The 24,497-nt window shown below is 70.5% G+C and carries 22 protein-coding genes; 12 read left to right on the forward strand and 10 right to left on the reverse strand.

Translation table 11 applies throughout. The annotated features are described in order from the left end of the window. Nucleotides 1–9: 9 nt before the first annotated feature. On the forward strand, nucleotides 10–2,280 hold the full coding sequence (locus NJE57_RS15920) for a hypothetical protein (RefSeq protein ID WP_319029496.1): 2,271 nt from the start codon (nucleotides 10–12) through the stop codon (nucleotides 2,278–2,280). A 12-nt stretch (nucleotides 2,281–2,292) separates the two neighbouring features. Further along, nucleotides 2,293–2,706 (forward strand): hypothetical protein, encoded by a 414-nt coding sequence (locus tag NJE57_RS15925; protein WP_319029497.1) that lies wholly within the window; start codon nucleotides 2,293–2,295, stop codon nucleotides 2,704–2,706. A gap of 103 nt (nucleotides 2,707–2,809) precedes the next feature. On the opposite strand, the gene NJE57_RS15930 is transcribed toward NJE57_RS15925, so the two are convergent. The 5 genes from NJE57_RS15930 to aztB form a co-directional block, all read right to left on the reverse strand. Next, complete coding sequence (locus tag NJE57_RS15930; protein ID WP_319029498.1) at nucleotides 2,810–3,220, reverse strand: hypothetical protein; 411 nt, start codon at nucleotides 3,218–3,220, stop codon at nucleotides 2,810–2,812. Between the two features lie 232 nt (nucleotides 3,221–3,452). Next, complete coding sequence (gene aztD, locus NJE57_RS15935) at nucleotides 3,453–4,676, reverse strand: zinc metallochaperone AztD (protein WP_319029499.1); 1,224 nt, start codon at nucleotides 4,674–4,676, stop codon at nucleotides 3,453–3,455. Nucleotides 4,677–4,703: 27 nt separating this feature from the next. After that, nucleotides 4,704–5,624 (reverse strand): zinc ABC transporter substrate-binding protein AztC, encoded by a 921-nt coding sequence (aztC, locus tag NJE57_RS15940; protein ID WP_319029500.1) that lies wholly within the window; start codon nucleotides 5,622–5,624, stop codon nucleotides 4,704–4,706. Continuing rightward, on the reverse strand, nucleotides 5,621–6,895 hold the full coding sequence (locus NJE57_RS15945) for an ABC transporter (protein ID WP_319029501.1): 1,275 nt from the start codon (nucleotides 6,893–6,895) through the stop codon (nucleotides 5,621–5,623). Before NJE57_RS15945 ends, aztC begins: the two co-directional genes overlap by 4 nt. 23 nt (nucleotides 6,896–6,918) lie before the next feature. Then, the gene (aztB, locus tag NJE57_RS15950) at nucleotides 6,919–7,830 is read right to left on the reverse strand and encodes a zinc ABC transporter permease AztB (RefSeq protein WP_319029502.1); all 912 of its coding nucleotides are present in this window, start codon (nucleotides 7,828–7,830) and stop codon (nucleotides 6,919–6,921) included. Nucleotides 7,831–7,883: 53 nt separating this feature from the next. Here aztB and NJE57_RS15955 point away from each other — a divergent pair, with 53 nt between their 5' ends. Then, nucleotides 7,884–8,543, forward strand: a complete 660-nt coding sequence (locus tag NJE57_RS15955) for an ATP-binding cassette domain-containing protein (protein ID WP_319029503.1) — start codon at nucleotides 7,884–7,886, stop codon at nucleotides 8,541–8,543. A gap of 2 nt (nucleotides 8,544–8,545) precedes the next feature. Next, nucleotides 8,546–9,358, forward strand: coding sequence for an adenylate/guanylate cyclase domain-containing protein (locus NJE57_RS15960; protein ID WP_319029504.1), 813 nt, complete (start codon nucleotides 8,546–8,548; stop codon nucleotides 9,356–9,358). Here NJE57_RS15960 and NJE57_RS15965 read toward each other — a convergent pair whose 3' ends face one another. After that, nucleotides 9,359–10,438: a HAMP domain-containing sensor histidine kinase gene (locus NJE57_RS15965; protein ID WP_319029553.1), complete on the reverse strand. Its 1,080-nt coding sequence runs from the start codon at nucleotides 10,436–10,438 to the stop codon at nucleotides 9,359–9,361. A gap of 110 nt (nucleotides 10,439–10,548) precedes the next feature. After that, nucleotides 10,549–11,268, reverse strand: coding sequence for a response regulator transcription factor (locus NJE57_RS15970; protein ID WP_319029554.1), 720 nt, complete (start codon nucleotides 11,266–11,268; stop codon nucleotides 10,549–10,551). 273 nt (nucleotides 11,269–11,541) lie between these two features. On the opposite strand from NJE57_RS15970, the gene NJE57_RS15975 reads away from it, so the two are divergent. The 4 genes from NJE57_RS15975 (at nucleotide 11,542) to NJE57_RS15990 (ending at nucleotide 15,271) form a co-directional block, all read left to right on the forward strand. Then, entirely contained in the window at nucleotides 11,542–12,264 is a 723-nt protein-coding gene (locus NJE57_RS15975) for a DUF305 domain-containing protein (protein ID WP_319029505.1), read from the forward strand. Beyond that, complete coding sequence (locus NJE57_RS15980; protein ID WP_319029506.1) at nucleotides 12,261–12,875, forward strand: CueP family metal-binding protein; 615 nt, start codon at nucleotides 12,261–12,263, stop codon at nucleotides 12,873–12,875. Before NJE57_RS15975 ends, NJE57_RS15980 begins: the two co-directional genes overlap by 4 nt. 78 nt (nucleotides 12,876–12,953) lie before the next feature. Beyond that, nucleotides 12,954–13,343, forward strand: coding sequence for a metalloregulator ArsR/SmtB family transcription factor (locus NJE57_RS15985; RefSeq protein ID WP_319029507.1), 390 nt, complete (start codon nucleotides 12,954–12,956; stop codon nucleotides 13,341–13,343). Beyond that, entirely contained in the window at nucleotides 13,340–15,271 is a 1,932-nt protein-coding gene (locus NJE57_RS15990) for a heavy metal translocating P-type ATPase (RefSeq protein WP_319029508.1), read from the forward strand. The genes NJE57_RS15985 and NJE57_RS15990 overlap by 4 nt, the downstream gene beginning before the upstream one ends. Nucleotides 15,272–15,311: 40 nt before the next feature. Here the strand turns inward: NJE57_RS15990 and NJE57_RS15995 are convergent, their stop codons facing one another. Continuing rightward, a complete protein-coding gene (locus NJE57_RS15995) occupies nucleotides 15,312–15,941 on the reverse strand; it encodes a TetR-like C-terminal domain-containing protein (RefSeq protein ID WP_319029509.1) in 630 nt (209 codons plus the stop codon). A gap of 52 nt (nucleotides 15,942–15,993) precedes the next feature. Between NJE57_RS15995 and NJE57_RS16000 the strand changes: the two genes are divergently transcribed. From NJE57_RS16000 to NJE57_RS16015, 4 genes are all read left to right on the forward strand, one after another. After that, a complete protein-coding gene (locus NJE57_RS16000; RefSeq protein ID WP_319029510.1) occupies nucleotides 15,994–17,109 on the forward strand; it encodes a hypothetical protein in 1,116 nt (371 codons plus the stop codon). A gap of 10 nt (nucleotides 17,110–17,119) precedes the next feature. Then, nucleotides 17,120–18,118, forward strand: a complete 999-nt coding sequence (locus NJE57_RS16005) for a TIGR03617 family F420-dependent LLM class oxidoreductase (RefSeq protein WP_319029511.1) — start codon at nucleotides 17,120–17,122, stop codon at nucleotides 18,116–18,118. Next, entirely contained in the window at nucleotides 18,115–20,616 is a 2,502-nt protein-coding gene (locus NJE57_RS16010) for a PEP/pyruvate-binding domain-containing protein (RefSeq protein WP_319029512.1), read from the forward strand. The genes NJE57_RS16005 and NJE57_RS16010 overlap by 4 nt, the downstream gene beginning before the upstream one ends. A 313-nt stretch (nucleotides 20,617–20,929) precedes the next feature. After that, complete coding sequence (locus tag NJE57_RS16015) at nucleotides 20,930–21,772, forward strand: mycofactocin-coupled SDR family oxidoreductase (RefSeq protein ID WP_319029513.1); 843 nt, start codon at nucleotides 20,930–20,932, stop codon at nucleotides 21,770–21,772. Between the two features lie 22 nt (nucleotides 21,773–21,794). On the opposite strand, the gene NJE57_RS16020 is transcribed toward NJE57_RS16015, so the two are convergent. Further along, a complete protein-coding gene (locus NJE57_RS16020; protein WP_319029514.1) occupies nucleotides 21,795–22,850 on the reverse strand; it encodes an ABC transporter ATP-binding protein in 1,056 nt (351 codons plus the stop codon). Then, nucleotides 22,843–24,459, reverse strand: a complete 1,617-nt coding sequence (locus tag NJE57_RS16025) for an iron ABC transporter permease (RefSeq protein WP_319029515.1) — start codon at nucleotides 24,457–24,459, stop codon at nucleotides 22,843–22,845. The genes NJE57_RS16020 and NJE57_RS16025 overlap by 8 nt, the downstream gene beginning before the upstream one ends. Nucleotides 24,460–24,497 lie beyond the last annotated feature (38 nt).

Here is a 24,497-nt window from a genome sequence, read left to right on the forward strand (position 1 = left end):
GCTGACGCCATGACACCTACCTGGTCTGACGTCGGCGGGTTGCTTGCCCGCGGTGCCGATGCCGAGTTCGAGGCGGATCTGGTGGTGCGGCCCCGCACGGAGCCCGCCCCGTCGGTCCGGAGGTGGGTGATGGATGATCCGCGGGCGAATCTGCACGCCGGCCCCGGCCGGAGCCGACTCACACGGGCCGGGGCTTCTCGCGTCCGCCTCGATCACGCAGGCGGGCGACAGACGCTGTTCAACGACGGGACGGTGTGGCAGGTCGCCGCCGACGAGACCGCCACCCGGTTCGACGTCAGGTCACTCAACGCCTCCGGGTACGCCGCTCTACTCATTGACCAACCGGACAATGCCGAGCAGGCCCTGGGCTATGGATTCCCATCTGGTCCTCTCGCCGACTCCAGTCACCAGGGCCGACCTACCGTGGTCGCGGCCGGCGACCCAGGTGACGGACTCGGAGCAGTGGAGGTCTCGATCGACGTACACACCGGAGTGCTAGTCAAAGTCGCCGCCGCCGACGAATCCTGGGAAGCCGGGCTCGAGAACCTCACCTTCACACAGTGCGATGAGTCGGTGTTCCGCTGGGAAGGCGAAACTGGCCCACCTGAGCCAATCCAATCCAGCGCCGAGCGGATCCCGACCCCATTCACCGGCAAGCTCACTGCAGTCCCCGACCCGGAACCTCTGCCCGCCGATCGGAGCGGGCGACAGCTTCGGGCCCGCCTCGATGAGCTAGTGATCGCCGACGGGCAGCTCTCGCCACCGCGGGTAGGCGACACCGTCGAGGTGCATCTGACGTTCTTCGAAGACCTCTCGCCGATGGGTGCAGAACCTGCCGAGGTCCGGGCTACCGCCGAACCGATCGGCACTGGCACCCCACGAAAAGACCATCACGGGGTTCTGCGCTGGCCCACCATCCTGCGCGGTGATGGGTGGTGCGCCAGGTGGTCTTCACCGCGACCGATGATCGGGCACGTCCTGGTGACAGGACACTTCGCGATCATCCACGACGCCGCGGCCGTCGACACGTTTCCACCGACCCGGGCGGTGGTCACCGGGATCCGAGTCAACCGCCTCACCGGACCAATGCCCGCCGACCCCGAGCGGGAGCCGCTCCCAGACAACGCCTGGTCCGACGAATCTGAGTGTCCCGCCGGGTTTGCTCCTCATATGGTGCAGCGCAACACCGATGACTATGCCTACCCGATCGCTGTGGCCCTCGACCTGGACGTCGACGCCGCCGAACCACCGCAGCTGCGCAATGATTTCGAACCCGGAGGGCTGGCCGTTCTCGATGACGAGCTCTGGGCCAGCGACCGCTTCCGACCAATCCTGCAACGACGCCGCGCCAAGGACTCAACGCCGGCGGTGGAGCACCTTCTGCCGCTGCCCGTGAGTCGTCACCCGAGCAGGATCACGCCCCACGTCAGCGCACACGGACTGTGGATCGAGCACGAACACACGCTCTATTCAGTCGACACCACCCGTGGCGACACCGCGCACCTCAACGACCTCGGCAAGGTGGGGTGGCGTTCTGCGGTAGCGATCGGACGTCACCTTGTGACCGCCGGCCAGCACCTCAGACGCTTCGATGCGGACGGTGAGATCGATCCTGTCCCGCTCCCGCCAGAGATCGCCTACGTCGGTTCACTGGCTCTGGTGACGGAAGGCCTGTTGGTGGTGGGACGTGAGCTGAGCTGGGACGACATGCAGGACGCCGTCAACCACAGGCCAGACAAGGCAACTCTCAACCGTTTCCGGCTGGCGCTGTACGACCATCACGGTCGCTGGACTGTCGGGCCGTCCTTCGGGCTCCCCCGCCCCGAGAGCGCCGTCGGGCGCACCGAGCAGGGGGCATGGATTCTCTGCGCCGATCTCGTCATCCGCTTCGATGCGTCCCTCACAAAGACGACCGCCCACCGACTCCCCTACTACCCTGGCTCCGGCGAGGTCACAGAGTCTGGAATGTGGCTCACACTCGACCCTGCCAAGCTCGGCCAGCACCTCCGAAATTCGCAGACACCAGACCCGTGGCGTCTGCGGGACATGCTTAGCGATCTAAGACCGCGATACCAGGACTCGAGAGGGCTCGTGGTCCGGCTCGACAACAACTTCGACCCGGTGGCCGCGGTCCTGACCGACAGTCATCGCCCATCAGCTGTTGTCACCCCAGACGACATCGTCTGGTTCTCGGGGCGATCCTGGCGAGGAATCACCGCCGACGGCCACATCATCGACGGTCAAACCGCGACATCTCGTCCCGCACCGCACCGACTATGAGGGGTGGATTGAATGAGCGACACTGAATTTTTCGCAGATGTCGCCGACGGTTTCAGGGCCACCGCAGAGAGGCCGCGAATTGCAGGTGCCGAGGCGTCCGAGGTGCTTTTGATGGGCCACTTCGACGACGTGCTGGTGATCCTTTTGGAGCTCCGGCCGACGAGCTACCCGGGTATCGTGTTTGGTTTGGCGCGATACAAATCCCAGCTCAGGCCGATGACTGAGAACGAGGGGCCGTGGGAGATCGGTAGGAACCTCGCCGAGGCAAACGTCTGGGAACGCGGCATATCGTTCGTTCATATTCGAGAACTCAATGCCGACTTCATCCACTGGAACAGAAGCGATCGAGGGGTAAGGGACCGGGTACCGCACCGCCCCGAGGAGATTCAGGGGTTTCGATGGCCGAAGGAATTTGAGCGACTCTAGACATCGAATGGCCGGGCCTTACCGGCCGATGGCAGCTTCCTCGAAATCGACGCCCTCTGGCCCCGGCCAACGCCGACGACCCAGGTGCCATCACTGGATGAGCTCAACTGGGGGCGAAACCGCCAACCTCGATCGATACCCACAGAGGCGCGAGCAACACAACCACGGCACTGAAGCCGGCCATGACCGAACCAGTGAGTAGCCGCCCGCGCCTCCACCCCCACCACAGCAGCGCACTGGCAACGCAGAACACCACCAGCGGCACTGCCCATGAAAGCCAATAACGCACCGTCGGACCCGGCACTCCAGGCGCCCGGTCTTGTACCGGCACTGGCGAAAGTTCCGGAACCTCGAACACGTCTCTGAAAGTCTGGACCGCCCAGGTGATCGTGTACCAGCCGATCACGATGCCCGCGAACACGCCTACCACAGGCACCAGTGCAACAAGCACCGCACGGAGAATGCCCTCGCCCGATTGGCTAGCGGCCGACGAGCCCGAATCTCCGCTGACCATTCGGTAACCATAGGTCCCCGCATGCGCTGGAATCTGCCGCTCGCTGATCCGATGCGATCTGAACTCCAGAGGGACACGGGTCGCAAGTGCGCAGACCGACCCACTGACACGGCGCCGATGGTGGCCCCTCCACCGTCCCGCACGGGTGTACCCCTGGCACCGCCTGGGAGAGACCGGGGCCGATCATCGCCGACAGCGCGATGATCGGCCCCGGGAGCGGCGTGGGTTCGACCTAACCCAGCGCGACCGCCATCTCGTTCGGAGCGCCCGGGGTCTCGCCGGACGCGACGACCTCACCGGTCGCGAGGTCGACGGCGTAGACGGTGTCCTTCGCCGGCTCGCTCACGTAGGCGATGTCCCCGTTCACGACGATGGACGGGTGCGCGTCCTGCCACTCCGCCGGGCCCTCCCAGGGGTCGATCACGTCGTAGCTCTCGGAGATCTCGCCGGTGGCCGGGTCGATCACGTGGATGGCTCCGTCGGTGCCGAGCAGGTAGGCCATGTCGTTCGGGCCGCGCACGACGTCGCGCCAGGTGTACCCGACGCCCTCAGGCAGGTCCACGACCTCGTGGGTGCGGTCCTCGGTGTCGATCAGTGCGATTTTGGTGAGCAGGACGCTCTCGGCGTCCGGGTCGTCCTTGTAGTCACCCACGACGAGCGGGCTGTCCTCGCTCACGTACGCATTGCCCATGCGGCCGTACTCGTCGGCGGCCGTGATCTTCTCGAACTCCCCGTCCTGGTAGATCAGGGCGCCGTCCTCGCAGCCGAAGATCACCGTCTCGCCCGCAGCGGTGCCCTCACCGTGGACGCCGGGGCATTCCTCGTTGCGGGCGATCTCCTCGCCGTCGGCGTCGACGGCGTACGCACCCGTGCGGCCCTCGTCGTCGCCGATGGTGGTGAGGAAGGTGCCGTCCTCCAGCACGATCGAGACACCGTGGTGGGCCTGGTCGCCGGGGATGGTCTCGAACTCGGGGAGCTCGCCGTCGGCCTCGGCGAGTGCCGCGGTGTCAAAGATGAAGGTGTCGCTGGTGCCGTCGTCGTACAGGACCGTCTTGTCGGCGTGGCGGACGACGTGCGCCGGGGTCTCGGCCTCGATCACCAGGTCGGTGAGCTCGGGAGCCGAGGTGTCGAGCACCTGGAACCCGTCGGACGTGGTCACCAGCACGGTCTGCCCGTCGCCGAACGCGTTCAGCCGGGTGAACTCCTCGGTCTCGAACTCCTCGATGACCTCCAGAGTCTCCCCGTCGAGGACCGCGATGCCGTTCTCGTACGCCACGGCCAGCCGGTTCTCCGAGGAGCCTGCCTCCGAGGCTGCCGAGCTGGTGGTGGCGGTGTTCTGTGCCTCGGCGTCGTCCGCATCGGCGTCGCCGCCACCGTTGCTGCACGCGGTGGCGAGCAGCGCTGCCGTGGCGAGCATCGCGACCGCTCCGGCCGCGCGGGTGTGTCGTGTTCTCATTAATCGTCCTTCTTTTTTCGTAGGTGGTCAGGTGGAGAGCCCGTCGACGATGCGCTCGGTGTTCGCGCGCATCATCTCCAGGTAGCTGGGGGCGCCCTGTCCCGGTTCGGTGAGCGACTCGGTGAACAACTCGATCACCCGGGTGTCGATCCCTGCTTCGCTCGCGAGGACCTGCACCAGGCGATCCGGCTGGGAGGACTCGGCGAAGATCGCGGGGACGCCGGCCTCGGTGATCGCCGAGGCGAGCCCGTCGAGGTCGGCGGCGCTGGGGGAGGCGAGGGTGGTCCCGCCGGGGATGGCCGCGCCGAGTACGCGGAAGTCGAAACGCTCGGCGAGGTAGCCGAACACGTGGTGGTTGGTGACGAGGGCGCGATTCTCGGAGGGGATGGTGGCGAACGCGGCGGCCATTTCGTCGTCGAGCTCGTCGAGCTCCTCCCGGTACCGGTCGGCACCCGCCTCGACGGCAGCCCGGTCGATCCCGTCGACCTCCACCAACTCGGCCTCGAGTGCGTCGACGACGTCGACCATGCGGGCCGGATCGGTCCAGAAGTGCGGGTCGGGGGTACCGCCCGCGTCCCCTTCCGAGTAGTCGATCACCTCGACGTGTTCCCCGGCGACGAGCATCGGCACCCCGGTTCCGGCCACCCGGTCGAGGTGCTGCTGGAGCCCCTCCTCGAGGCCCATCCCGTTCGACACCACCAGGTCGACGCGATCCATCAGGCTCGCCTCCTGCGCCGAGATCTCGAACGAGTGCGGGTCGGCGTTGCGCTTCATCAGCGTCGTGACGTCGGCCGCCTCCCCCACCACGTTCTCCACCACGTCGCCGAGGATGTTGGTCGTCACGACGATCGTCGGACGGTCGTTCGTGGCGCCGTCCACGATCGCGCACCCGGACAAGGCCAGTCCCGCCGTGACGAGGGCGGCGGACAGTAGCGACCGGCGCCTCATCGCCCGGTCTCCGCGACGAAGTCGGGAGCAGTGGGGGTCTCCAGGGTGCGGGCGATGCGCGCGTCGCCCCGGTAGTCGATCTCGAGGATGACCCCGGAGGCGGGGTCGTTGACGTACGCCCGCTCCCGGTCGACCGTCAGCTCGATCCCGGCGGCGGTCTCCGGGTTCGCGACCGCCTCGGCGAGCACCGCCTCCGTCGCGGCCGTCTCGGTGCCTGCCTCACCGTCGTAGACACGGATCCGGCCCTGACCGTCCACCGCCACTACGTGGGAGTCCTCGTCACTCGCGGCCGACACCTGCACCAACGGCCGATCCGTCGGCACGAGTCGCCACTTACGCGCGCGGGTGTCGAGCAGCCAGAAGCCCTCGTCCCCGGCGAGCGCGGCCACGGCCGGCCGGCCCTTGCGTCCCCGGAAGTCGGTCGCGCGCGGCGCCTGGGTTCCCTCGGGAAAGGCGATGTGCTCGAACTGCGGTTCGCCCTCCTCGTAGGTGGCCAGCAGCGCCCCGTCCGCACACCCCACGACGACGCCGATGCGAGTGGTCGCGGCTCCCTGAGCGTCCGCGCAGGGCGCCGTCGCACCGTCGACCGGCGAGCCGTCAGTCCCGTGGAACTCGACCCCGGAGACTGTCCCCGACTCGTCGACGGAGGTGACGAGCGCGCCGCTTCCGAGGGGGGCGGTCAGTCCCTCGTGTGCGCCGGCGTCGAGGCGGAAGACCTCCTCGATCCGTCCCTCCGACAGGGCCTCGTTGCTGAGCAGTACCGCCTCGCCGGAATCGGGGAAGAACACCCCCGTGCCGCCGGTGGTCGCGTTTCCCGACGTCGTCACCACCGCCGGGCCCTCGCCGGCGACGGTTCCCAGCATCCTCGGGGAGGTCCGGTAGTAGTGGAAGTGGTCGGCGTGGTCCCACGTCCACACGCCGCTGTCCACGATCTCGACTCCGGCGTCGGTGTCGGCGAACAGGTAGCGGCCGTCCGAGGCGACCGCCGTGGGCGGGTCGATGCTCCCCGGTTCGGTCGTGGTCCCGTCCAGCAGGTCGACCATTCCGACAGCACCCGTACGGTCGATGCTCACCAGGTGTAGCTGCGGTTCAGCCATCTCCTCGGCGCCCTCGATCTCGCCGTGCCCGCTGCCGGTCTCCTGCGTCGAGGACTCCTCCACAGTCGTGTCGGTCCCGGCGGTGGCGGCGTCCGGGTCGTCCGTGCCACCCGCGCATCCGGTGAGGATCAGGGCGACGACGACGAGGGGGGCGATCGATCTCCGTGTGCGCATACTCTGCTTTCTCGATGGGCGTGTCACCGTGCGGGCGCTTCCGCTGCGGCCGGGGTGACCGGGCTGACCGGGCTGACCGGGCTGACCAGGGGGCGGTGGCGCGAGAGCCGGGTGGTCCGAAGCGACTGGCGGGCCGCGTGCACCGACGCCGAGACCCCGGCCAGCGCGATCGCGGAGAACGCGATGGAGGACCCGGCGGCCGTCCCGGCGTGCCACGAGGCGAGCAGGCCGAGCACCACGGCGGTGCTGCCGAACGCCGCCGCGAGCGCCATGGTCGACGGGATGCGTCTGGTCCAACGGTTCGCGGCGACCACCGGGGCGAGCAGCAATGCCACCACCAGCAGCGTCCCGACGGCCTGATAGGAGGCCACCACCGCGAGGGTCACCAGCCCGACGAGCGCCACCTGGGCGACCCTCGGCCGGAGCCCCAGGGCCTGTGCCACGCGGGGATCGAAGGCCGAGGCGACGAAGGCCCGATGGAAGCGGGTGGCCACGGCCAGGGTGACCGCCAGCGCGACGGCGAGCGTGACGAGTTCGGCACCACGGATGGCGAGGATGTCACCGAAGAGGATGACCGTGGCGTCCGTGGCGAAGCTTCCCGAGTGGGAGACGATGATCACGCCCACCGAGAGCATCGTGACGAACAACAGGCCGATGGTCGTGTCGTACGACAACCGCCCGCGCCTCTGCAACGCCCCGATCGCCACGCTCATCGTGACCGCGCTGACGGCTCCGCCCGCCAGGGCAGGGAGCCCGAGCACGGTGGCCAGTGCCACTCCCGGCAGCATCCCGTGCCCGATCGCCTCCCCGAAGAACGCCATGCCCCGGATGACCACCCAGGTGCCGACCACCCCGCAGATCACCGCGACCAGCACGCCACCGGCCAGAGCCCGGGCGACGAACGCTGTGGTGAACGGATCGAGGAGTGGGGACACGAGGACGTACACTAACGCTAACGATATCCATTATCAACAAGGAGGTCCCGGGCATGCCCCCACACGTTCCGGCCATCAGCGCCCACGGGCTGTGTTACGGATACGCGGGCCGGGAGGTGCTCCACGACGTGGACGTGGCCCTGGAGTACGGGACCGTCACCGCCATCGCCGGGCAAAACGGATCGGGCAAATCGACACTCGTAGAGCTCCTCGCGGGGGTCCGCACCCCACTGCGGGGCGAGGTGCGCCGACTCGGCACCGTCTCACTGGTGGTGCAACGTCCCGCCGCGCCGGAGACCCTCCCCCTCACGGTGCGCGACACCGTCTCCATGGGGACCTGGGGGCGACGGCTCGGCAGGAGGGACGCGCGCGGGGTCGTCTCCGAGATGATCGATGCGGTGGGGCTCACCGGCCTGGAGTCCCGCTCCCTGACGGAGCTGTCCGGTGGCCAGAGGCAGCGTGCCCTGCTCGCGCAGGCACTCGCGACCCGCGCCGACATCGTGCTGATGGACGAGCCCGACGCCGGGTTGGACTCGGCCAGCCGTCGCCACATCCACGAGTTGCTCGTGCACCGGGCCGTTCACCATGGCGCCGCGGTGGGCTGCGCCTCTCACGACGAGGCCTTTGTCGCCACCGCCGATCGCGTGGTCCGGCTGGAGGCCGGGCACGCGACCACACACGAGACCACGGGAGCGCGGGCGGCTACCCTCTGAGCATGTCGAACCCTCGGTGGGAGCGGGCGCGCGCGTCCGCCGCCCGAATCGCAGCGGGCGCCCGCGATATCAACAGACACCCCTCCGCGGTCGAGGCGTTGCGCCGCGCCCGCCGGGCCCTCCCGGGCGATTCCGGTTTCGGGGATCCGCTCTCGGCCGCCGGCCGGGACAGCGCGGGGACCATCGCGCGGGTCGCCGGGCGCCTGTTCGACGAACGACCGACGGCCTCGCGCGAGCTGTCCCTCGGCGGGTTGCAGGTGTGGCACGCCCTGGCCCAGCGAGCGGGCCGCGGTGACGGCGGAAACGAGGTCACCATCGTCTTCACCGACCTCGTCGGTTTCTCGAACTGGGCGATGCGGGCCGGCGACGAGGACGCGCTACGCCTGCTGCGGGAGGTCGCTTCGGCCACCGAACCCGTGGTGCGTGCGCACCGCGGGCACGTGGTCAAACGCCTCGGCGACGGACTGATGGCCGTCTTCCCGTCGCCGCAGCTCGCCTTCGACGCGGTCCTGGCCTGCGGGGCCGGGCTCGACCGGGTGGAGGTCGCCGGGATGCGACCCCGGATCCGGGCCGGCATCCACACCGGCCGACCCCGCATGATCGGCGGCGACTACCTCGGGGTGGACGTGAACATCGCCGCCAGGTTGGCGGAGAAGGCGGGCCCGGGCGAGGTCCTCGTCAGCGAGACCACCCTGCCCGGGCTGGACGAGTCCCGGGTGTCGACGCGGCGCAAGAGAGCCTTCGGACTCACCAGGGCCAAGGGCATCCCCGAGGAGGTCGCCGTCTACACCGCGGTCGCCCGCCAGGGGTGGTGATCAGCCCGCCCCTCGAGCACCATCGGTCTCCGCGGGCAGCTCCACCGTGAACCGGGTACCGCGGCCGGGTCCGTCGCTCGCGACGCCGACGCGGCCGCCGTGGGCCCGGACCAGCGCCCGGGTGATCGCCAGCCCGATGCCACTGCCACCGGAGTGGCGGCCCCGGGCGGTGTCGACGCGGTAGAAGCGGTCGAAGAGGTGGTCGAGGTGGTGCGCGGCGACGCCCTCGCCGGTGTCGGAGACCGTGATCGCCACCCGTCCCGGGCCCACCGGGACGGAGTCGACGGTGACGTTCCCGCCGGTGGGGGTGTGCCGCAGCGCGTTGTCCAGCAGATTCCCCAGAACCTGCCCCATCCGGTCGACGTCCACCGCGACCGGGGTCGGGGCGAGGTCACCGGCCGAGAGCCCCACTCCCTTGTCCCCGAACCGCTCCCGGGCGGCGTCGATCGCCGCGGTCACCAGCGCCGCGGTCGTGGTGGGGACGGGACGGAGGCGGTCGAGGTGCTCCTCGACCGCCGAGACCGCCACGATGTCCGATGCCAGGCGCTCGAGCCGGCGGGTGGCGGTCCACAACACCTCCCGGGTGTCGTCGTCGAGCTCGCGGACGCCGTCGTCGATGGCCTCGAGGTAGGAGTCGATGGTGGCCAGCGGGGTGCGCATCTCGTGACCGAGATCGGCGAGCATCCGGCGCCGGGAGGCGTCGGTGGCGTCGAGTCGCCGGGCGAGCTCGTTGACGCTCGTGGCCAGGTCGTCGAACTCCCGCCCCAGCTCCGGGCTCGCGACCCGGGTGTCGTAGTGGCCCCCGGCGATCTCGGCGGTGGAGGCGGTGACGACGGCGACGGAGCGCTGGACCCTACGGGTGAGGTACCAACTGGCCAGCAGTGCCAGCAGCACCGCCACGCCCACCGCCAGCCCCCAGGCCAGCGCGATGGAGGCCGTGAACGCCTCCTCGATGTGGGCGGCCTCCGCGGAATCGTGATCGATCCCGGCCTGGCCCAGATGGTCGTGGAAGATCTCCGGCGCGAGCATCGTCGCGACCAGCCAGGCACTGCCGGCGCACCCCACGACCACCCCGGCCATGACCACCAGCAGTCGCGTCCCGAGACTCGCCGTGGCGAGGCGGGAACGCCCCGGTCCGGGTCCACGCCCACGGTCACGCCCACGATCACGGGACTCGGCCGCGACGCCCGTCACCCGACCCCCATGCGGTAGCCCACGCCGCGGACGGTGCGGACATAGCGACCGAGCGCGGCATCGTCGCCGAGTTTGCGGCGCAGGTGCCCGATGTGGACGTCCACCAGGTGCTCGTTGCCGACCCAGTTCGGCCCCCACACCGCGGCGATCAGCTGCGCCCGCGTGAACACGACGCCGGGGTCGCGGGACAGGGCCGCGAGCACGTCGAACTCCGTGCGGGTCAGCGGGACCGCCGTCCCGTCGACGTGCACCTCGCGACCGGCCACGTCGATGGTCAGATCCCCGATCCTCCGCGGTCGCGCGTCCGCCGCACTGCCGGTGGCGGGACCGGCGGCGCCCACCTCGTCGTCGTACCCTGTCCCGGTCCCCCGCGGCCTGCGCAACATCGCCTGGATCCTGGCCGTCAACTCACGTGGGCTGAACGGCTTGGTCATGTAGTCGTCCGCACCGACGGACAGCCCGATCAGTGTGTCGACCTCGTCGGTCCGGGCGGTGAGCATCACCACGTACGCGTCGGAGTGGGCCCGGATACGGCGACACACCTCGACCCCGTCCAGGCCCGGCAGCCCGAGATCCAGGACGATCACGTCCGGGTCCACCGTGCGGGCCAGCGCGACGGCCTCGGCGCCGTCCCCCGTCACCGTGACCTCGAATCCGTCGCGCCGCAGGTACGACCCCACCAGGTCGGCGAGGGCCCGCTCGTCGTCGACGACCATCGCCCGACGCCCGGTCGGCGGGCGCGGGCCGGCGGTAGAGGCAGGGGCGGGGGCAGAGGCAGGGGCGCCGGTCGGTGAGAGGTCACCCGTCGGATCGAGGTCACCGGGGAGTGGGGGCATGCCTCCCATCATCACCGCCCGCCGGGCGTCGCGCCGTCCCTGGGGCGTCCTTGACCAAACCTTCACGCGACCTCCATCGTGGCCGCGGGGTGTCGCGGGCACGATGAAGGCACGACCTGTGACCACCCCCTGCCCCCGGAAAGGACGTCGACGATGACCCGCACGACGTTGCTCGCCGCCGCAACCGCCGTCGTCCTCACGCTCTCCGCGTGCGCCGACACCGGTGACGGTGCCACCACCGCGCCGACCGCCTCGCCCGACACCACCGCACAGGACGGTTCGGAAGCCCAGGACGGTTCCGGCGCGGAGACCGGGGGCGACGAGGCCGAGCCCTCCATGGCGGACGTGAGGTTCGCCCGGATGATGATCCCGCATCACGAGCAGGCGATCGAGATGAGCGACATCATCCTGGCCCGCGACGACGTCCCGGACGACGTCCGCGACCTGGCGGAGCACATCAAGGCAGATCAGGCCCCGGAGATCGAGCAGTTCGAGCGGTGGCTCGAGCAGTGGGGCGAACCCACTGGCCCGCGCGGCGACCACGGCGGCCACGGGATGGGCGACCGATCGGCGGGTGACATGGGCGAGGACATGGGCGAGCGCATGGGTGATCAGATGGGGGACGCCGATGGGATGGGCATGATGGACGGCATGCTCAGCCCCCGGGAGATGCAGGAGCTGTCCGACGCCGAGGGCGCCGACGCCGTGCGACTGTTCCTCGAGCGGATGATCGACCACCACGAGGGCGCCATCGACATGGCGGAGGCCCAGGTGGCCGACGGCACCTACCCGCCGGCGGTCGACCTGGCACGGGAGATCATCGCCACCCAGCAACGGGAGATCGACGACATGCGCGGCATGCTGACCGCATCGTGACCGCGGCGGGAGCCGTGGAACGCCCGGGCATCCGCCGGCTCCGCGTGCTGTCGGCGGTGGCCGCGGGCGCGATGGTGCTGGTCGGCTGCACCTCGACCGCACCGGAGGCGGCGGATCCGGCAAAGGCGTCGTTAGTCGAGCAGCATCAGCTGGCGGGGCTCGACGCGCGCCAGGTCATCGACCAGTTGGACGCCATGCCCGTCGCCGAACGACCCGACGACCTGTGGGCCTCGGTCGAACCGGGGCAGTTGGTCCTGAGCGACCCCACCGGTGAGCGCGCGGAGACGGTGCTGGCGATGCCCGCCGAGGAGTTCTACCTCTCCGTGGCCCCGTACGAGACCCGCACGCACGACTGCTACTTCCACAGCCTGACGACGTGCCTCGGGGAGATGTCCGGGGAGCCCGTGCAGGTCACGGTGACCGACGACGCGACCGGGGCGACCATCGTGGACGAGACCCGCGCGACCTACGACAACGGTTTCGTGGGCCTGTGGCTGCCCCGGGACCTGGAGGGGACACTCACCATCACCCGCGGCGACACGTCGGCGAGCTCACCCGTCTCCACCGGGGACGACGACCTGACCTGCCTCACCACGATGCAGCTGACCTGACCCGCCCCGGTCGCGGACCGACGGGGCCGGGGCCAGGGCCAGGGCCAGAAGATCGTCGCCAGCGGATATCATCGCCACATGGCGATGAATGAGGGGGCGGCACGGCCGCCGACGGTATCTGAGGCAGCGGACCTCGACGCCGCGGTCGCGCTGTTCCACAGCCTGTCCGACGGCACCCGGTTGACGATCGTCCGTCGCCTCACGCTCGGCGAGACCCGGGTGGCCGATCTGGTCGACGAACTCGGGATGGCGCAGTCCACCGTGTCCGCGCACATCGCGTGTCTGCGGGGATGCGGGCTCGTGGAGGGGCGCCCCCAGGGACGGCAGGTGTTCTACTCCCTGGCCCGCCCGGAGCTGATGGACCTGTTGGCCTCGGCGGAGTCGCTTCTCGCGGCGACCGGGTCGAAGGTCGCGTTGTGCCCGAACTACGGCGCCGAGCCCCGCCGGGAGCCGGGGGTGACGCGGTGAGTGACGCCTGCGGCTGCGGCCACGACGAGCCCCTGCCCCGGGGCGACGACGATGGCGGGCCCGGGACGCTGTGGCAGGTCACCGAGATCCGGGCCGCGGCGCTCGCCGGCGTGCTCCTGCTGGTGGGGCTGATCCTCGGATGGACCGCGGGCCCCCACGGGGTCGAGTCGGCGCTGTACGTGGCCGCACTGGTCGTGGCCGGGTACACCTTCGTCCCCTCGACGCTCGCGCGGCTGGCGCGCGGCCGGATCGGCGTGGGCACGCTCATGACCATCGCCGCCGTGGGCGCGGTGGTCCTCGGGCAGCTCGAGGAAGCCGCCATGCTGGCGTTCCTCTTCGCGATCAGCGAGGGGTTGGAGGAGTACTCGGTCACCCGCACCCGCCGGGGACTGCGCGCGCTGCTGACACTGGCCCCGTCCACCGCCACCGTCGTGCGTGGCGGGCGGGAGCTGACCGTCGACCCGGACGAGCTGCGCCTCGGCGACGTGATGGTGGTCAGGCCGGGCGAGCGTCTGGCCACCGACGGTGTGCTCCGTTCCGGACGGACCGCCCTGGACAACTCGGCGATCACCGGGGAGTCCGTCCCGGTCGAGGCCGGTCCCGGTGACGAGGTGTTCGCCGGAGCGGTCAACGGCACCGGCGCTCTCGAGGTGACCGTGACCGCCCTGGCGCGCGACAACTCGTTGGCCAGGATCGTCCGGATCGTCGAGGCCGAACAGTCCCGCAGGGGCGAGGCGCAGCGCATGGCCGACACCGTCGCCAGGCCGCTGGTCCCCGGGATCCTGGTGGCCGCCACGCTGATCGCCGTGGTGGGCGGGCTGCTCGGCGACCCTCAGGTGTGGATCGAGCGCGCGCTGGTCGTCCTGGTGGCCGCCTCGCCGTGCGCCCTGGCGATCTCCGTGCCCGTCACCGTGTACGCCGCCGTCGGTGCCGCCAGCCGGTTCGGCGTCCTGATCAAGGGGGGCGCCGCCCTGGAGGCGCTCGGCCGCATCCGCGGGATCGCCCTGGACAAGACCGGCACCCTGACCCGCAACCGGCCCGCGGTGACCGAGATCGCGACCGGCGGGGGCGCCTCACGCGCGGAGGTGCTCGCCGTGGCGGCGGCGCTCGAGGCGCGCAGTGGGCACCCGCTGGCCCGGGCGGTCCTGGACGAGGCCGGCGGCGACGTCACGGCGGCCGACGACGTCGACGCGGTCGCCGGAACCGGCCTGACCGGACGCCTGGCCGGCGCGGAGGTCAGACTCGGGCGCCCCGGCTGGATCGACCCCGGACCCCTCGCGGCCGTGGTGGAGCGGATGCAGCAGGCCGGGGCGACCGCCGTGCTCATCGAGCGGGACGGGGTGGTGCTGGGCGCGATCGCCGTCCGCGACGACCTGCGACCCGAGGCCGCCGAGGTAGTCGAAGAGTTGCGCCGCGACGGCTACCGGGTGGCCATGCTCACCGGGGACAATGAGCGCGCCGCCCGCGCGTTGGCGGCCGAGGCCGGGATCGACGACGTGCACGCGGCACTGCTCCCGGAGGACAAGGCCCGCATCGTCACCCGGCTCCGCCACGAGAGGCCGACGGCGATGGTGGGCGACGGCGTCAACGACGCCCCCGCCCTGGCCACGGCCGACCTCGGCATCGCGATGGGGGCGATGGGCACGGACGTCGCGATCGAGACCGCGGACGTCGCTCTGATGGGCGAGGACCTGCGCCACCTGCCGCAGGCACTGCGGCACGCACGCCGCTCGCGCCGGATCATGCTGCAGAACATCGGGTTCTCGCTCGCGCTGATCGTCGTCCTGATCCCACTGGCACTGTTCGGCGTCCTGGGACTGGCCGCGGTCGTGCTGGTGCACGAGGTCGCCGAGATCCTGGTGATCGCCAACGGCGTCCGCGCCGGCCGCACGCGACATCTGACCCTGGTGCGGGACCGGCGCGACTAGTGGGAGGCGCGGGCCGAGTTCGTCCGGACCGACGTCACCGTCAAGGAGCAGGTGGACCAGACCAGCTGCCGGTGATCATCTCGGTCATCTCGTCCACCCAGGCCTCGTCGAGGGCGGCGTCCCGGCGCACCAGGATGCGGAAGATCACGGTGCCCGCCACCACCTCGGCGAGCATGGGCAGCTGGTCGTCGCCCCGACGGGCCCGGCCGAAGTGGGTCTCGAACGCGGTGAGGTTGCCGGCCAGCCGGGCGATCATCTGGTCGTGGACCTCCGGGTCGGCGACGGTGTCCGCGATGAGCCCCGGCAGCGCCACCCGGACCTCGGGCCGGTCGAACATCGAACGGATGGTCTCGACCAGGGACCTGATGTCGCTGCGGACGTCACCGGAACCGGCCGGCAACGGGATCGACTCGGTGGGCAGCACCGCCTCGTGGACGAGCTGCGCCTTGCCGGACCACCGACGGTAGATGGCGGCCGTGGTGGTGCCGGCGCGCGCGGCGATCGCCGAGAGGGACAACGCGGGGTACCCCGTCTCGAGGATCAGTTCCCGCGTCGCGGCGATCACCGCGGCATCGATCCGCCCGTCGCGCGGCCGGCCTGCTGCGACTGGTGCCGACTTCCTGCCAATCGTGGCCGATTCCCCGCAGGCCGCGCGCCCGTCTGCTGTCATGAGTCCAGCCTAGTTCCAATACAGTGCGCATCGTATTATCAGGGAGAGACCCGTGAAGCTCAGCCCGCTCGACGAGTACCCGATCCACCAGACCCACGCGCCGGTGACCTGGCCGGCCACGTCGGACCGCAACTTCTACGACCGGTCGTACTTCAACGTGCTGGACCGCGAGGGCCGATTCATAGCACTGACCGGGATCGGCTACTACCCCAGGCTGGGTGTCAAGGACGCCTACTTCGTGGTCCGCCGCGGCGACGCGCAGACCGCGGTGCACCTCAGCGACGCCATCGACGACGACCGCCTCAACCCGCACGTCGGCGGCTACCGCCTCGAGGTGAGCGAACCACTGCAGGAGCTGCGCCTGACGCTCGAGCCGACCGAGGGCATCGCCGCCGATCTGACCTGGCGCGGGGCGTTCCCGGCCGCTATGGAGGAGCCGCACTCGATGCTCACCGACCGGCGGGTCACGCTCCAGGCCAGCCGCTTCGCGCAGGTCGGCACGTGGGAGGGGTGGATCGAGGTCGACGACGAGCGCATGGAGGTCACCCACTCGTCGTCGGTCGCCAGCCGGGACCGCTCCTGGGGCATCCGCCCGGTCGGGGAGGCCGAGACCCCCGGCCGCCCGGATACCGCGTTCCGGGGGATGTGGTGGCTCTACCTGCCCCTGACCTTCGACGACTACCAGCTGTTCCTGATCCTGCAGGAGGACCCCGACGGCCACCGCAGCCTCTACGACTGCACCCGACGCTGGCGGGACGGGCGCATCGAGCAGCTCGACGGCGTCCGCGTCCACGTGGACTATCGCGCGGGCACGCGGATCCCCCGGGGCGTGCACGTGGAGTTCATGAACCGCGTGGGCGACCGAATCGAGTTGGACGTGGAGTCCAGACTGTTCGCCCCCATCGCCTTCGGGTCCGGATACGGCGGCGACTCCTCGTGGGCACACGGCAGCTGGAAGGGCGAGGGGTTCACCGAACGCGTGAACTTCGACCTCACGGACCCCGACGTGATGGCCGGGGCGGCGTTCAGCCTCATCGACCACGTCGGCCGGGCCGTGTGCACGGAGGCCGACGGGACGACGCGCGAGGGCGCCGGCCTGTTCGAGCACGGCGTGATCGGACCCCACCACCCGTCGGGCTTCTCCGACTGGACAGATGTAGCGGACTAGAGGTCATCAGATGAAGATCATGACAGCGCTGTTCGGCCCCACCGATGTGGTCCACCGCGCGGAGGCGCTCAAGGAGGCCGGTGCGTCCGGCGTGTTCACCTTCGAGGGCCCCCACGACGTGTTCACCCCCCTGGTGCTGGCCTCGCAGGTGAGGGGCCTCGACGTGATGTCCAACGTGGCGATCGCCTTTCCCCGCAACCCCATCCAACTGGCCCACCAGGCCAACGACCTGCAGCTGCTCAGTGAGGGGCGGTTCATCCTGGGGCTGGGCACGCAGGTGCGGGCGCAGATCGAGAAGCGCTACGGGGCCGAGTTCGACCGCCCCGTGGAGCGGATGAAGGAGCTGGTCGGAGCACTGCGGGCGATCTTCGCCACCTGGACCACGGGCGAGAGACTGGACTTCCGGGGCGAGTACTACCGGCACACCCTCATGACGCCGACCTTCGTACCGGGGCCGAACCCGTACGGACCCCCGCCCATCTATCTGGGCGCCCTCGGTCCGCGGCTGACCCGCGCCACCGCGGAGGTGGCCGACGGCCTGCTGGTGATGCCGTTCGGATCCAGAAAGTTCCTGCACGAGTCCACGATGCCGGCCGTGCGCGCCGGACTGGCCGCCGCCGGTCGCGATGAGGACGAGTTCGAGGTGGTGCCCGAGGTAATCGTGTCCGTGGCCACCGGGGCCGACGACGACCACCTGTCGACGCGCCGACTGCTGGCGTTCTATGGCTCTACACCTGCGTACAAGCCCGTGCTCGACGCCCACGGCTGGGGCGATCTCCAGCCGGAGCTCAACGCCATGTCCAAGCAGGGCCGCTGGCAGGAGATGACCTCGCTGATCAGCGACGACATCCTGCACACCATCGCCGCCTGCGGCACCCCGGCCGAGGTGGCCGCGCACATCCGGGACCGCGTGGACGGTGTCTCGGACCGCCTCTGCCTGTACCAGACGGGCCCCATCGCCACCGAGGCGCTGGCCCAGATCGTCGACGAACTGGGAGGCGAGCGATGACCCCGAGAGTGGTCGAGTTCGAGCAGGTCATCGACGACAGCTACGGCGGCAAGGCCGCGGGCCTGGCCGAACTCCGGCGCCTCGGCCTGGATGTACCCCGGGGGTTCGTGATCGCGGACGCCTCGGCCGACCTCGTCGTCGTCGACACCTCCCGGTGGTTCACCCGCATGGCCGACGCGGGCGCGACACCCGTGGCCGTGAGGTCCTCGGCGGCCGGGGAGGACGGCGAGGACCAGTCCTTCGCCGGCCAGTACGACACGGTGCTGGGCGTGGACTCCCCCGAGGCCTTCCTCGAGGCCGTGCGCACGTGCGTGGCCTCAGTGGACTCCGGCCGCGCCGCGTCCTACCGCGCTGAACCGGGCACCGCTGCTGCACCCACCGCGGCACCCACGACCGCGGCCACGGACTCCGCCCTGACACACACCGCCCCGCCGCCCATGCACCTGGTGGTGCAGCAGATGGTGGACGCGCGCGCGGCCGGCGTGGTGTTCACCGCCGACCCGACCACCGGCCGGCGCGACCTCATGGTGATCGACGCGGTCGCCGGTCTGGGCGAGGCGCTGGTCGACGGGTCGGCGTCCCCGGACCACCTCGTCCTGGATTCCGGGGGCGAGGTGGTCGTGAGGGAGTACGACGACGAGGGGGTCCTCTCCCCGGAGGAGATCGCGGCGATCCGGTCCGGCGCCCTGCGCGCGGAGCAGCACTGGGCCATGCCGATGGACCTCGAGTGGGCGATCGACCGGGCCGGCAGACTCTGGTGGTTGCAGGCCCGGCCCATCACGACCTTGCCCGCCGACCTCGGCGAGATGGACTCCACCCTCGCGGGCCCGGACCACGTCTACACGCGCTGCAACATAGGTGAGATGATGCCGGGGGCGTTCTGCCCCCTGACCGCGGCGGTCTCCGGGTTCGCGATCGACTACGCCATGCAACAGATCCAAGTGGTGGCGCGGGCCCAGCCGAGCTACGAGCAGCCGTGGCTGCAGGTGGGTTACTTCTCCGGACACATGTTCCTCAACCTCACCGAGGGGACAGCGCTGAGCTCGGGCATCGTGGGCAACTCGCTCGAGCAGTTCTCCACCTCGATCTGCGGGCGCGTGGTCGACGAGCTGGTGCCCAAGCCGCCCAAACCATTCCTGCGCAGGCTCGGCAACACCATCCGGCTCTCCACCCACGCGCTCACGGCCGGACCGGCCATCCGGAGACTGGAGGCGCAGATCGCCGGCTGGCCCGTCCCCACCAGCGACGATCCGCGGCTGGTGTGGGAGCAGCTGGAGGCAGGCGTCGAGCAGTACTGCGACGTCACGCTGACCCACGTGCGGTCCTCCTCCCGCGCCGCGGTCGCGGCCAACATACTCGAGAGCGTCCTGATGAAGCAGGCCGTGAAGGAGGGGCGCACCGAGGAGTCCGGTCGCACCGACGCGGCCCGGCTCATGGCCGGCGCCTCCGATGTGGAGAGCGCGCTCATGCTGGAGGAGCTGGACGCGGTGGTCCGCGCCATCGCGGCCGACCCCGCGACCGCCGAGGAGTTCCTCTCCGCCGAGCCTGGCGACGCGGTCACCGCCCTGCGGGCCTCGAGCGGCGCCGGGGCCGAGAAGCTGCGCGGGTTCCTGGCCCGCCACGGCCATCGCGGCTACCGCGAGCTGTGCATGCGCGATGCCTCCTGGGCCGAGGACCCTGAGGGGCTCGGGGCGATGATGCAGGTGATGGTGCGCTCCGTGCGGGTCTCACCCGACCGCGGGCCGGCCCCTGTGCGCCCGGATGCGGCCGGGGACGCCGACGAGCCCAGCTCGCCCGTCATCCGCCTGCTCGCCCGGTTCGCGCAGGAGGGCGCTCGCGGGCGCGAGGAGACCAAGGCCAAGATGGCGCTGATGGCGCACGCGCTCAAGCGGGGCTACCGCCACCTCGGGGAGGTGCTGGCCGCGGGCGGGCGACTGCCCGATGCGGACCTGGTGTTCTTCTTCGACCGCGCGGAGCTGGCCCGGATCGTCGGGTCGAGCAGTGTCGTCGGGTCGGGCAGTGTCGTTGGGTCGGGCGCTGTGGGCGGCCTCGTGCAGAGCGCATTCAAGCGCCGGGAGGCTCTGGCGTTCCAGGACGCCCTGGAGTTCCCCGACGTCTCGGTCGGCCGTCCGATACCGCTGATCGCCCGGCCTCCGCGTGAGGCGGCGGGCGGGGAGATCATCGGCCGGCCGGCCAGCCGCGGAACAGTCGAGGGGGTCGTACGCGTGGCGAGGTCGATCGTCGACGCCCGCGAGGTGCAGCGTGGTGAGATCCTGGTCGCGCCCGTCACGGACGTGGGCTGGACGCCGTATTTCACCGTGATCGCGGCGCTGGTCACCGACATCGGCAGCTCGGTCTCCCACGGGGCCGTGGTCGCGCGGGAGTACGGCCTGCCCTGCGTCGTCAACACCATCGTCGCCACCCAGACTCTGCGGACCGGCGACCTCGTCCGCGTGGACGGGGACCGCGGGGTGGTGACGCGGCTCGACCAGTCGTGACATCTGCTCCGTGTACCGCCGTCGTCGGAGAGCGGCAGCGGGGGCGAACCCGGCGATGTGGCAGGTCTCCTGCGCCCCTCGGCGGAACGTGCAACACTCCGAAGAAGCGACGAGCGTCACAGAGCGACATTCCCGAGAGTGCACCGGTCCGGCGCTCGACCGCCTCGGCCGCAGCCCCTTACCCCTCCCCCTCGCGGTCTCCCTCCCCCGAGGACCGGCTCGAGGCCTTCGCCAGCGTGTTGGTCGCCGCTGTGGGTCCGACACACCGGTCCCCCCGACCCCCGAACGACTTCTCGAGCGAGAGGAACCGATCATGGCAGGAAAACTGGACGGCAAGGTCGCCTTCATCACCGGAGCAGCGAGAGGACAGGGGCGCAGCCACGCGGTGCGGCTCGCCGAGGACGGCGCGGACATCATCGCCGTCGACATCTGCGCACCCGTCGCCTCACTCGAGGGGTTCTACGAGCTGCCGACGCGGGAAGACCTGGACGAGACCGTGCGCCAGGTCGAGGCCCTGGGGCGCCGCATCGTCGCCCGGGTCGCCGACGTCCGCGATCTACCGGCACTCACCGAGGCCGTGTCGGCCGGGGTCGCCGAACTGGGCAGCGTTGACATCGTCGTTGCAAACGCCGGGATCTTCACCTTCGGTCAGGAGACCCACAAGATCGAGCAGCAGTCCTGGAACGACATCCAGGACATCAACCTCACCGGCGTGTGGCACACCTATGCGGCGGCAGCCGAGCACCTCCTCGCCGCTGGCGAGGGCGGGTCGGTGATCATCATCTCCTCGCTCGCCGGTTTCAAGGGCCTGGCGAACGTGGCCGCGTACACCGCGGCCAAGCACGGCATCGTCGGGTTGATGAAGGTGCTGGCCAACGAACTCGGCCCGCACGGCATCAGGGTCAACACGATCCACCCCAACTCCATCGACACCCCGATGGTGAAGAACTCCAAGACCTACGGTCTCTTCCGCCCCGACCTGGACGACCCGCAGGCGGAGGACGCCGAAGACGCCTTCGCCGGCCTCAACCCGATGGGTAAGGCCTGGATCGAGTCCATCCACGTGTCCAACGCCGTCGCCTGGTTGGCCTCGGACGAGGCCTACTACGTCTCGGGCGGGGAGATCCCGGTGGACGGAGGCGCGTCGGTCCACTGACCACCAGTGGCGGCCCCCGGAGCTACCTGGAGTACACGAAGCCCCGCCGCACCCGGGCGCCGCGCGTGGACGGCAACGCGTCGTCCACCCCTGGGGTCAGAACGCGCAACTCGAGGTCTCCTGACCGGCAGATCACCGTCCTTCCGCGACGCCCGTAGAGGCTGGTGAGCACCTCGACGGGGAGGACTCCCTCACCAGTGGACTCCTCCACGAGTTCCAGCCCGTCCGGCGGCAACGCCAGGTACGCGGGGCCGTCGACGGGCCCGGACGGGAAGCCCAACGCTGCGGCCGGGACGCTCACCCTGCCGTCGTCGGACCGGAACCGACCCCCGCTCATGCGGCCGGCCACGCAGGCCGCGTCGTGCAGAAACCGGGCGACGAACTCGCTCCTCGGCGATGCATCGAGCTCCGCCGGCGACCCCACCTGCACCACCCGGCCCCGGTCCAACACCGCCACCTGGTCGCCGATCGCCAACGCCTCGTCGCGGTCGTGCGTCACGTGGACCATCGTGAGCTCGTTCTCCGCCGCGAGCCGGCGCAGCATCAGCCTCAGGCTCGCCCGCAGCGGTTCGTCGAGGGCGGAGAGCGCCTCGTCGAGCAGTAGCACCTCGGGCCGGGCGACAAGGGCCCGGGCCAGCGAGACCCGCTGCCGCTGGCCACCGGAAAGGGTGTCCGGTGCGCGATCAGCGAGGTCCCCGAGTTCGACGGTCGCGAGAACCTCCGCCACCCGCTTCTCACGATCGACCCGGTTCCACCGCGCACGGCGGAGCGGATACGCCACGTTCTCGGCGACGCTCATGTGCGGCCACACCGCGTGGTGTTGGAACACCATGCCAAGGCCCCGGCGCTCGGGCGGTACCGGGACCCCGTCGCCCACCAGCGTGCGGCCACCGACCCGGATGGTGCCGGCGTCCGGCGTGACAAAACCCGCCACCGCCCGCAGGAACGTGGATTTGCCCGATCCTGAGGGGCCGACCAGGGCGAGGATCCGGCCGCCCTCCACGCAGAGATCGACCGAGTCGAGGGCACGCGTGGAGCCGAAGCGGACATCAACTCCCCTGGCGTCGAGTTCAGACATTCAGCTTCCCCGTCTCCGAGTCGGACCTGGTGAACCGTGACCCGAACACTGCCAGCACCACGAGGCCGACCAGCATGAGGATCACCGAGAGCGCGGACGAGGCGTTGAAATCACCTGCGCGTTGGTACTGGAAGATCACGACCCCGAGCGTCTGCGTCCCAGGAGAGACGAGCAGGACCGACAGCGTCAACTCGCGGACCGCCGTGACCGCGACCATGATCGCTCCGATCCCCGCCGCCGGCAACGCCAGCCGCACGCTCGTGTCGAGGTGCGCCCGGAACGGTCCCGCCCCGCCGATCCTGGCCGCCTCCTCCATCGAGGAGTGCATGCCGGCCAGTGGGCCACGAACCGTCTGGACGACGATCGCCGCGAACGCGGTGACGTAGGCCCCGAGGATCACCCAGCCGGTGTTGTAGAGCCCGGTGTACCGGCCCAGGATGAGCCATCCCGTGGCGATGACCAACCCGGGGACGGCTTGCGGCAGGAGCACCAAGAGCAACATCGGCTCCCGGTCGGCGCGGGCGAGCCTCGTGGTGAACAGTCCGACCGCGAGTCCGAGGATCCCGCAGAGGACCCCGGCGCCGATCGAGAGGACCACCGAGTTGGTCGCACCGTTGATCGTCCGCGCGGAGGTGAGCACGCGTTCGAAGTTGTCCAGGGTGATCGTCTCCAGGGTCAACGGCACCCCGGGTGCCGGCAGGAGTGACCGGACCGCGAGGCCGGCCAGCGGGGCCACGGTGGCGACCACGCCGAACGTCCATGCCACGGCGGAGACGCCGACCCGCGCCCGACCGAGCGAGAGCGTGTCGAACTCCCGCCCGGACCCGCCGAACTCCACCACACGCTTCGACATCCGTCGGTCGAGAATCGTCCCGAGCACGCCCAGCACCAGCAGGATGATGCCGATCTGCGAGACCACCTGGAGCGGCGAGTCCACGGTTCCGGACTCGAGGTACCGGTAGACCATCGTCGAGAGCGTGTCGAGCCCACCGGGCACGCCGACGATGATCGGGATGCCGAAGTCTCCGATGCTGCTGACGAAGGTCAGCGTGAACGCCGCCGCGATCGCCGGCCGGATCAGCGGCAGCGTCACGTCGATCTGGGTCCGCAGCGGGGTGGCCCCACCCATCCGCGCGGCGTCGACGAAGTCCGCCGGGATCCTGCGCAGTCCCGCGGCCACGACGAAGTAGGCGACGGGATAGCTGTGCAACGTCAGCAGGAAAGCCACGCCCGAGAAGCCGTAGAACTCCCAGGGAGCGAAACCCAGCGTGCGGTCGACCAGTCCGCCCCGCGTGACCAGGCCGGTCCAGGCGATCGCCCCGATGAACGGCGGCACGAACAGCGGCGTGAGCAGCAGCAGCTTGAGCGGTCGGCGCCCGGCCAGGTCGGTCCGGTCGAGCAGGAACGCCATCACCGTGCCGATCACCACCGCCCCGATCGCGGCCACCAGCGATGTCGTCACGCTGTTCACGGCGGCCTGCACGATGCCCCCGTCGAGCAGGAGCGGCAGGTGGTTCGTACCGAAACCCAGCGAGACGACGAGGGCCAGCGGCAGCACCGCCACGCCGATGAGCGAGGACCAGAGGACGATCCTGACGGGCAGGGTCACGTGACGGGTCGGGGACGGGGTCGGTGGCGGATCGGCAG

It is taken from the genome of Dietzia sp. PP-33 (genome assembly GCF_033790845.1).
Taxonomy (GTDB): domain Bacteria; phylum Actinomycetota; class Actinomycetes; order Mycobacteriales; family Mycobacteriaceae; genus Dietzia.

Bases quoted from the DNA above. Each gene is read 5' to 3' on its own strand.
- NJE57_RS15920 (WP_319029496.1), top strand. From the start codon at position 10: ATGACACCTACCTGGTCTGACGTCGGCGGGTTGCTTGCCCGCGGTGCC.
- NJE57_RS15925 (WP_319029497.1), top strand. From the start codon at position 2,293: ATGAGCGACACTGAATTTTTCGCAGATGTCGCCGACGGTTTCAGGGCC.
- NJE57_RS15930 (WP_319029498.1), bottom strand. From the start codon at position 3,220: ATGGTCAGCGGAGATTCGGGCTCGTCGGCCGCTAGCCAATCGGGCGAG.
- aztD (WP_319029499.1), bottom strand. From the start codon at position 4,676: ATGAGAACACGACACACCCGCGCGGCCGGAGCGGTCGCGATGCTCGCC.
- aztC (WP_319029500.1), bottom strand. From the start codon at position 5,624: ATGAGGCGCCGGTCGCTACTGTCCGCCGCCCTCGTCACGGCGGGACTG.
- NJE57_RS15945 (WP_319029501.1), bottom strand. From the start codon at position 6,895: ATGCGCACACGGAGATCGATCGCCCCCCTCGTCGTCGTCGCCCTGATC.
- NJE57_RS15955 (WP_319029503.1), top strand. From the start codon at position 7,884: ATGCCCCCACACGTTCCGGCCATCAGCGCCCACGGGCTGTGTTACGGA.
- NJE57_RS15960 (WP_319029504.1), top strand. From the start codon at position 8,546: ATGTCGAACCCTCGGTGGGAGCGGGCGCGCGCGTCCGCCGCCCGAATC.
- NJE57_RS15965 (WP_319029553.1), bottom strand. From the start codon at position 10,438: ATGGCCGGGGTGGTCGTGGGGTGCGCCGGCAGTGCCTGGCTGGTCGCG.
- NJE57_RS15970 (WP_319029554.1), bottom strand. From the start codon at position 11,268: ATGGTCGTCGACGACGAGCGGGCCCTCGCCGACCTGGTGGGGTCGTAC.
- NJE57_RS15975 (WP_319029505.1), top strand. From the start codon at position 11,542: ATGACCCGCACGACGTTGCTCGCCGCCGCAACCGCCGTCGTCCTCACG.
- NJE57_RS15985 (WP_319029507.1), top strand. From the start codon at position 12,954: ATGGCGATGAATGAGGGGGCGGCACGGCCGCCGACGGTATCTGAGGCA.
- NJE57_RS15995 (WP_319029509.1), bottom strand. From the start codon at position 15,941: ATGACAGCAGACGGGCGCGCGGCCTGCGGGGAATCGGCCACGATTGGC.
- NJE57_RS16005 (WP_319029511.1), top strand. From the start codon at position 17,120: ATGAAGATCATGACAGCGCTGTTCGGCCCCACCGATGTGGTCCACCGC.
- NJE57_RS16010 (WP_319029512.1), top strand. From the start codon at position 18,115: ATGACCCCGAGAGTGGTCGAGTTCGAGCAGGTCATCGACGACAGCTAC.
- NJE57_RS16015 (WP_319029513.1), top strand. From the start codon at position 20,930: ATGGCAGGAAAACTGGACGGCAAGGTCGCCTTCATCACCGGAGCAGCG.
- NJE57_RS16020 (WP_319029514.1), bottom strand. From the start codon at position 22,850: ATGTCTGAACTCGACGCCAGGGGAGTTGATGTCCGCTTCGGCTCCACG.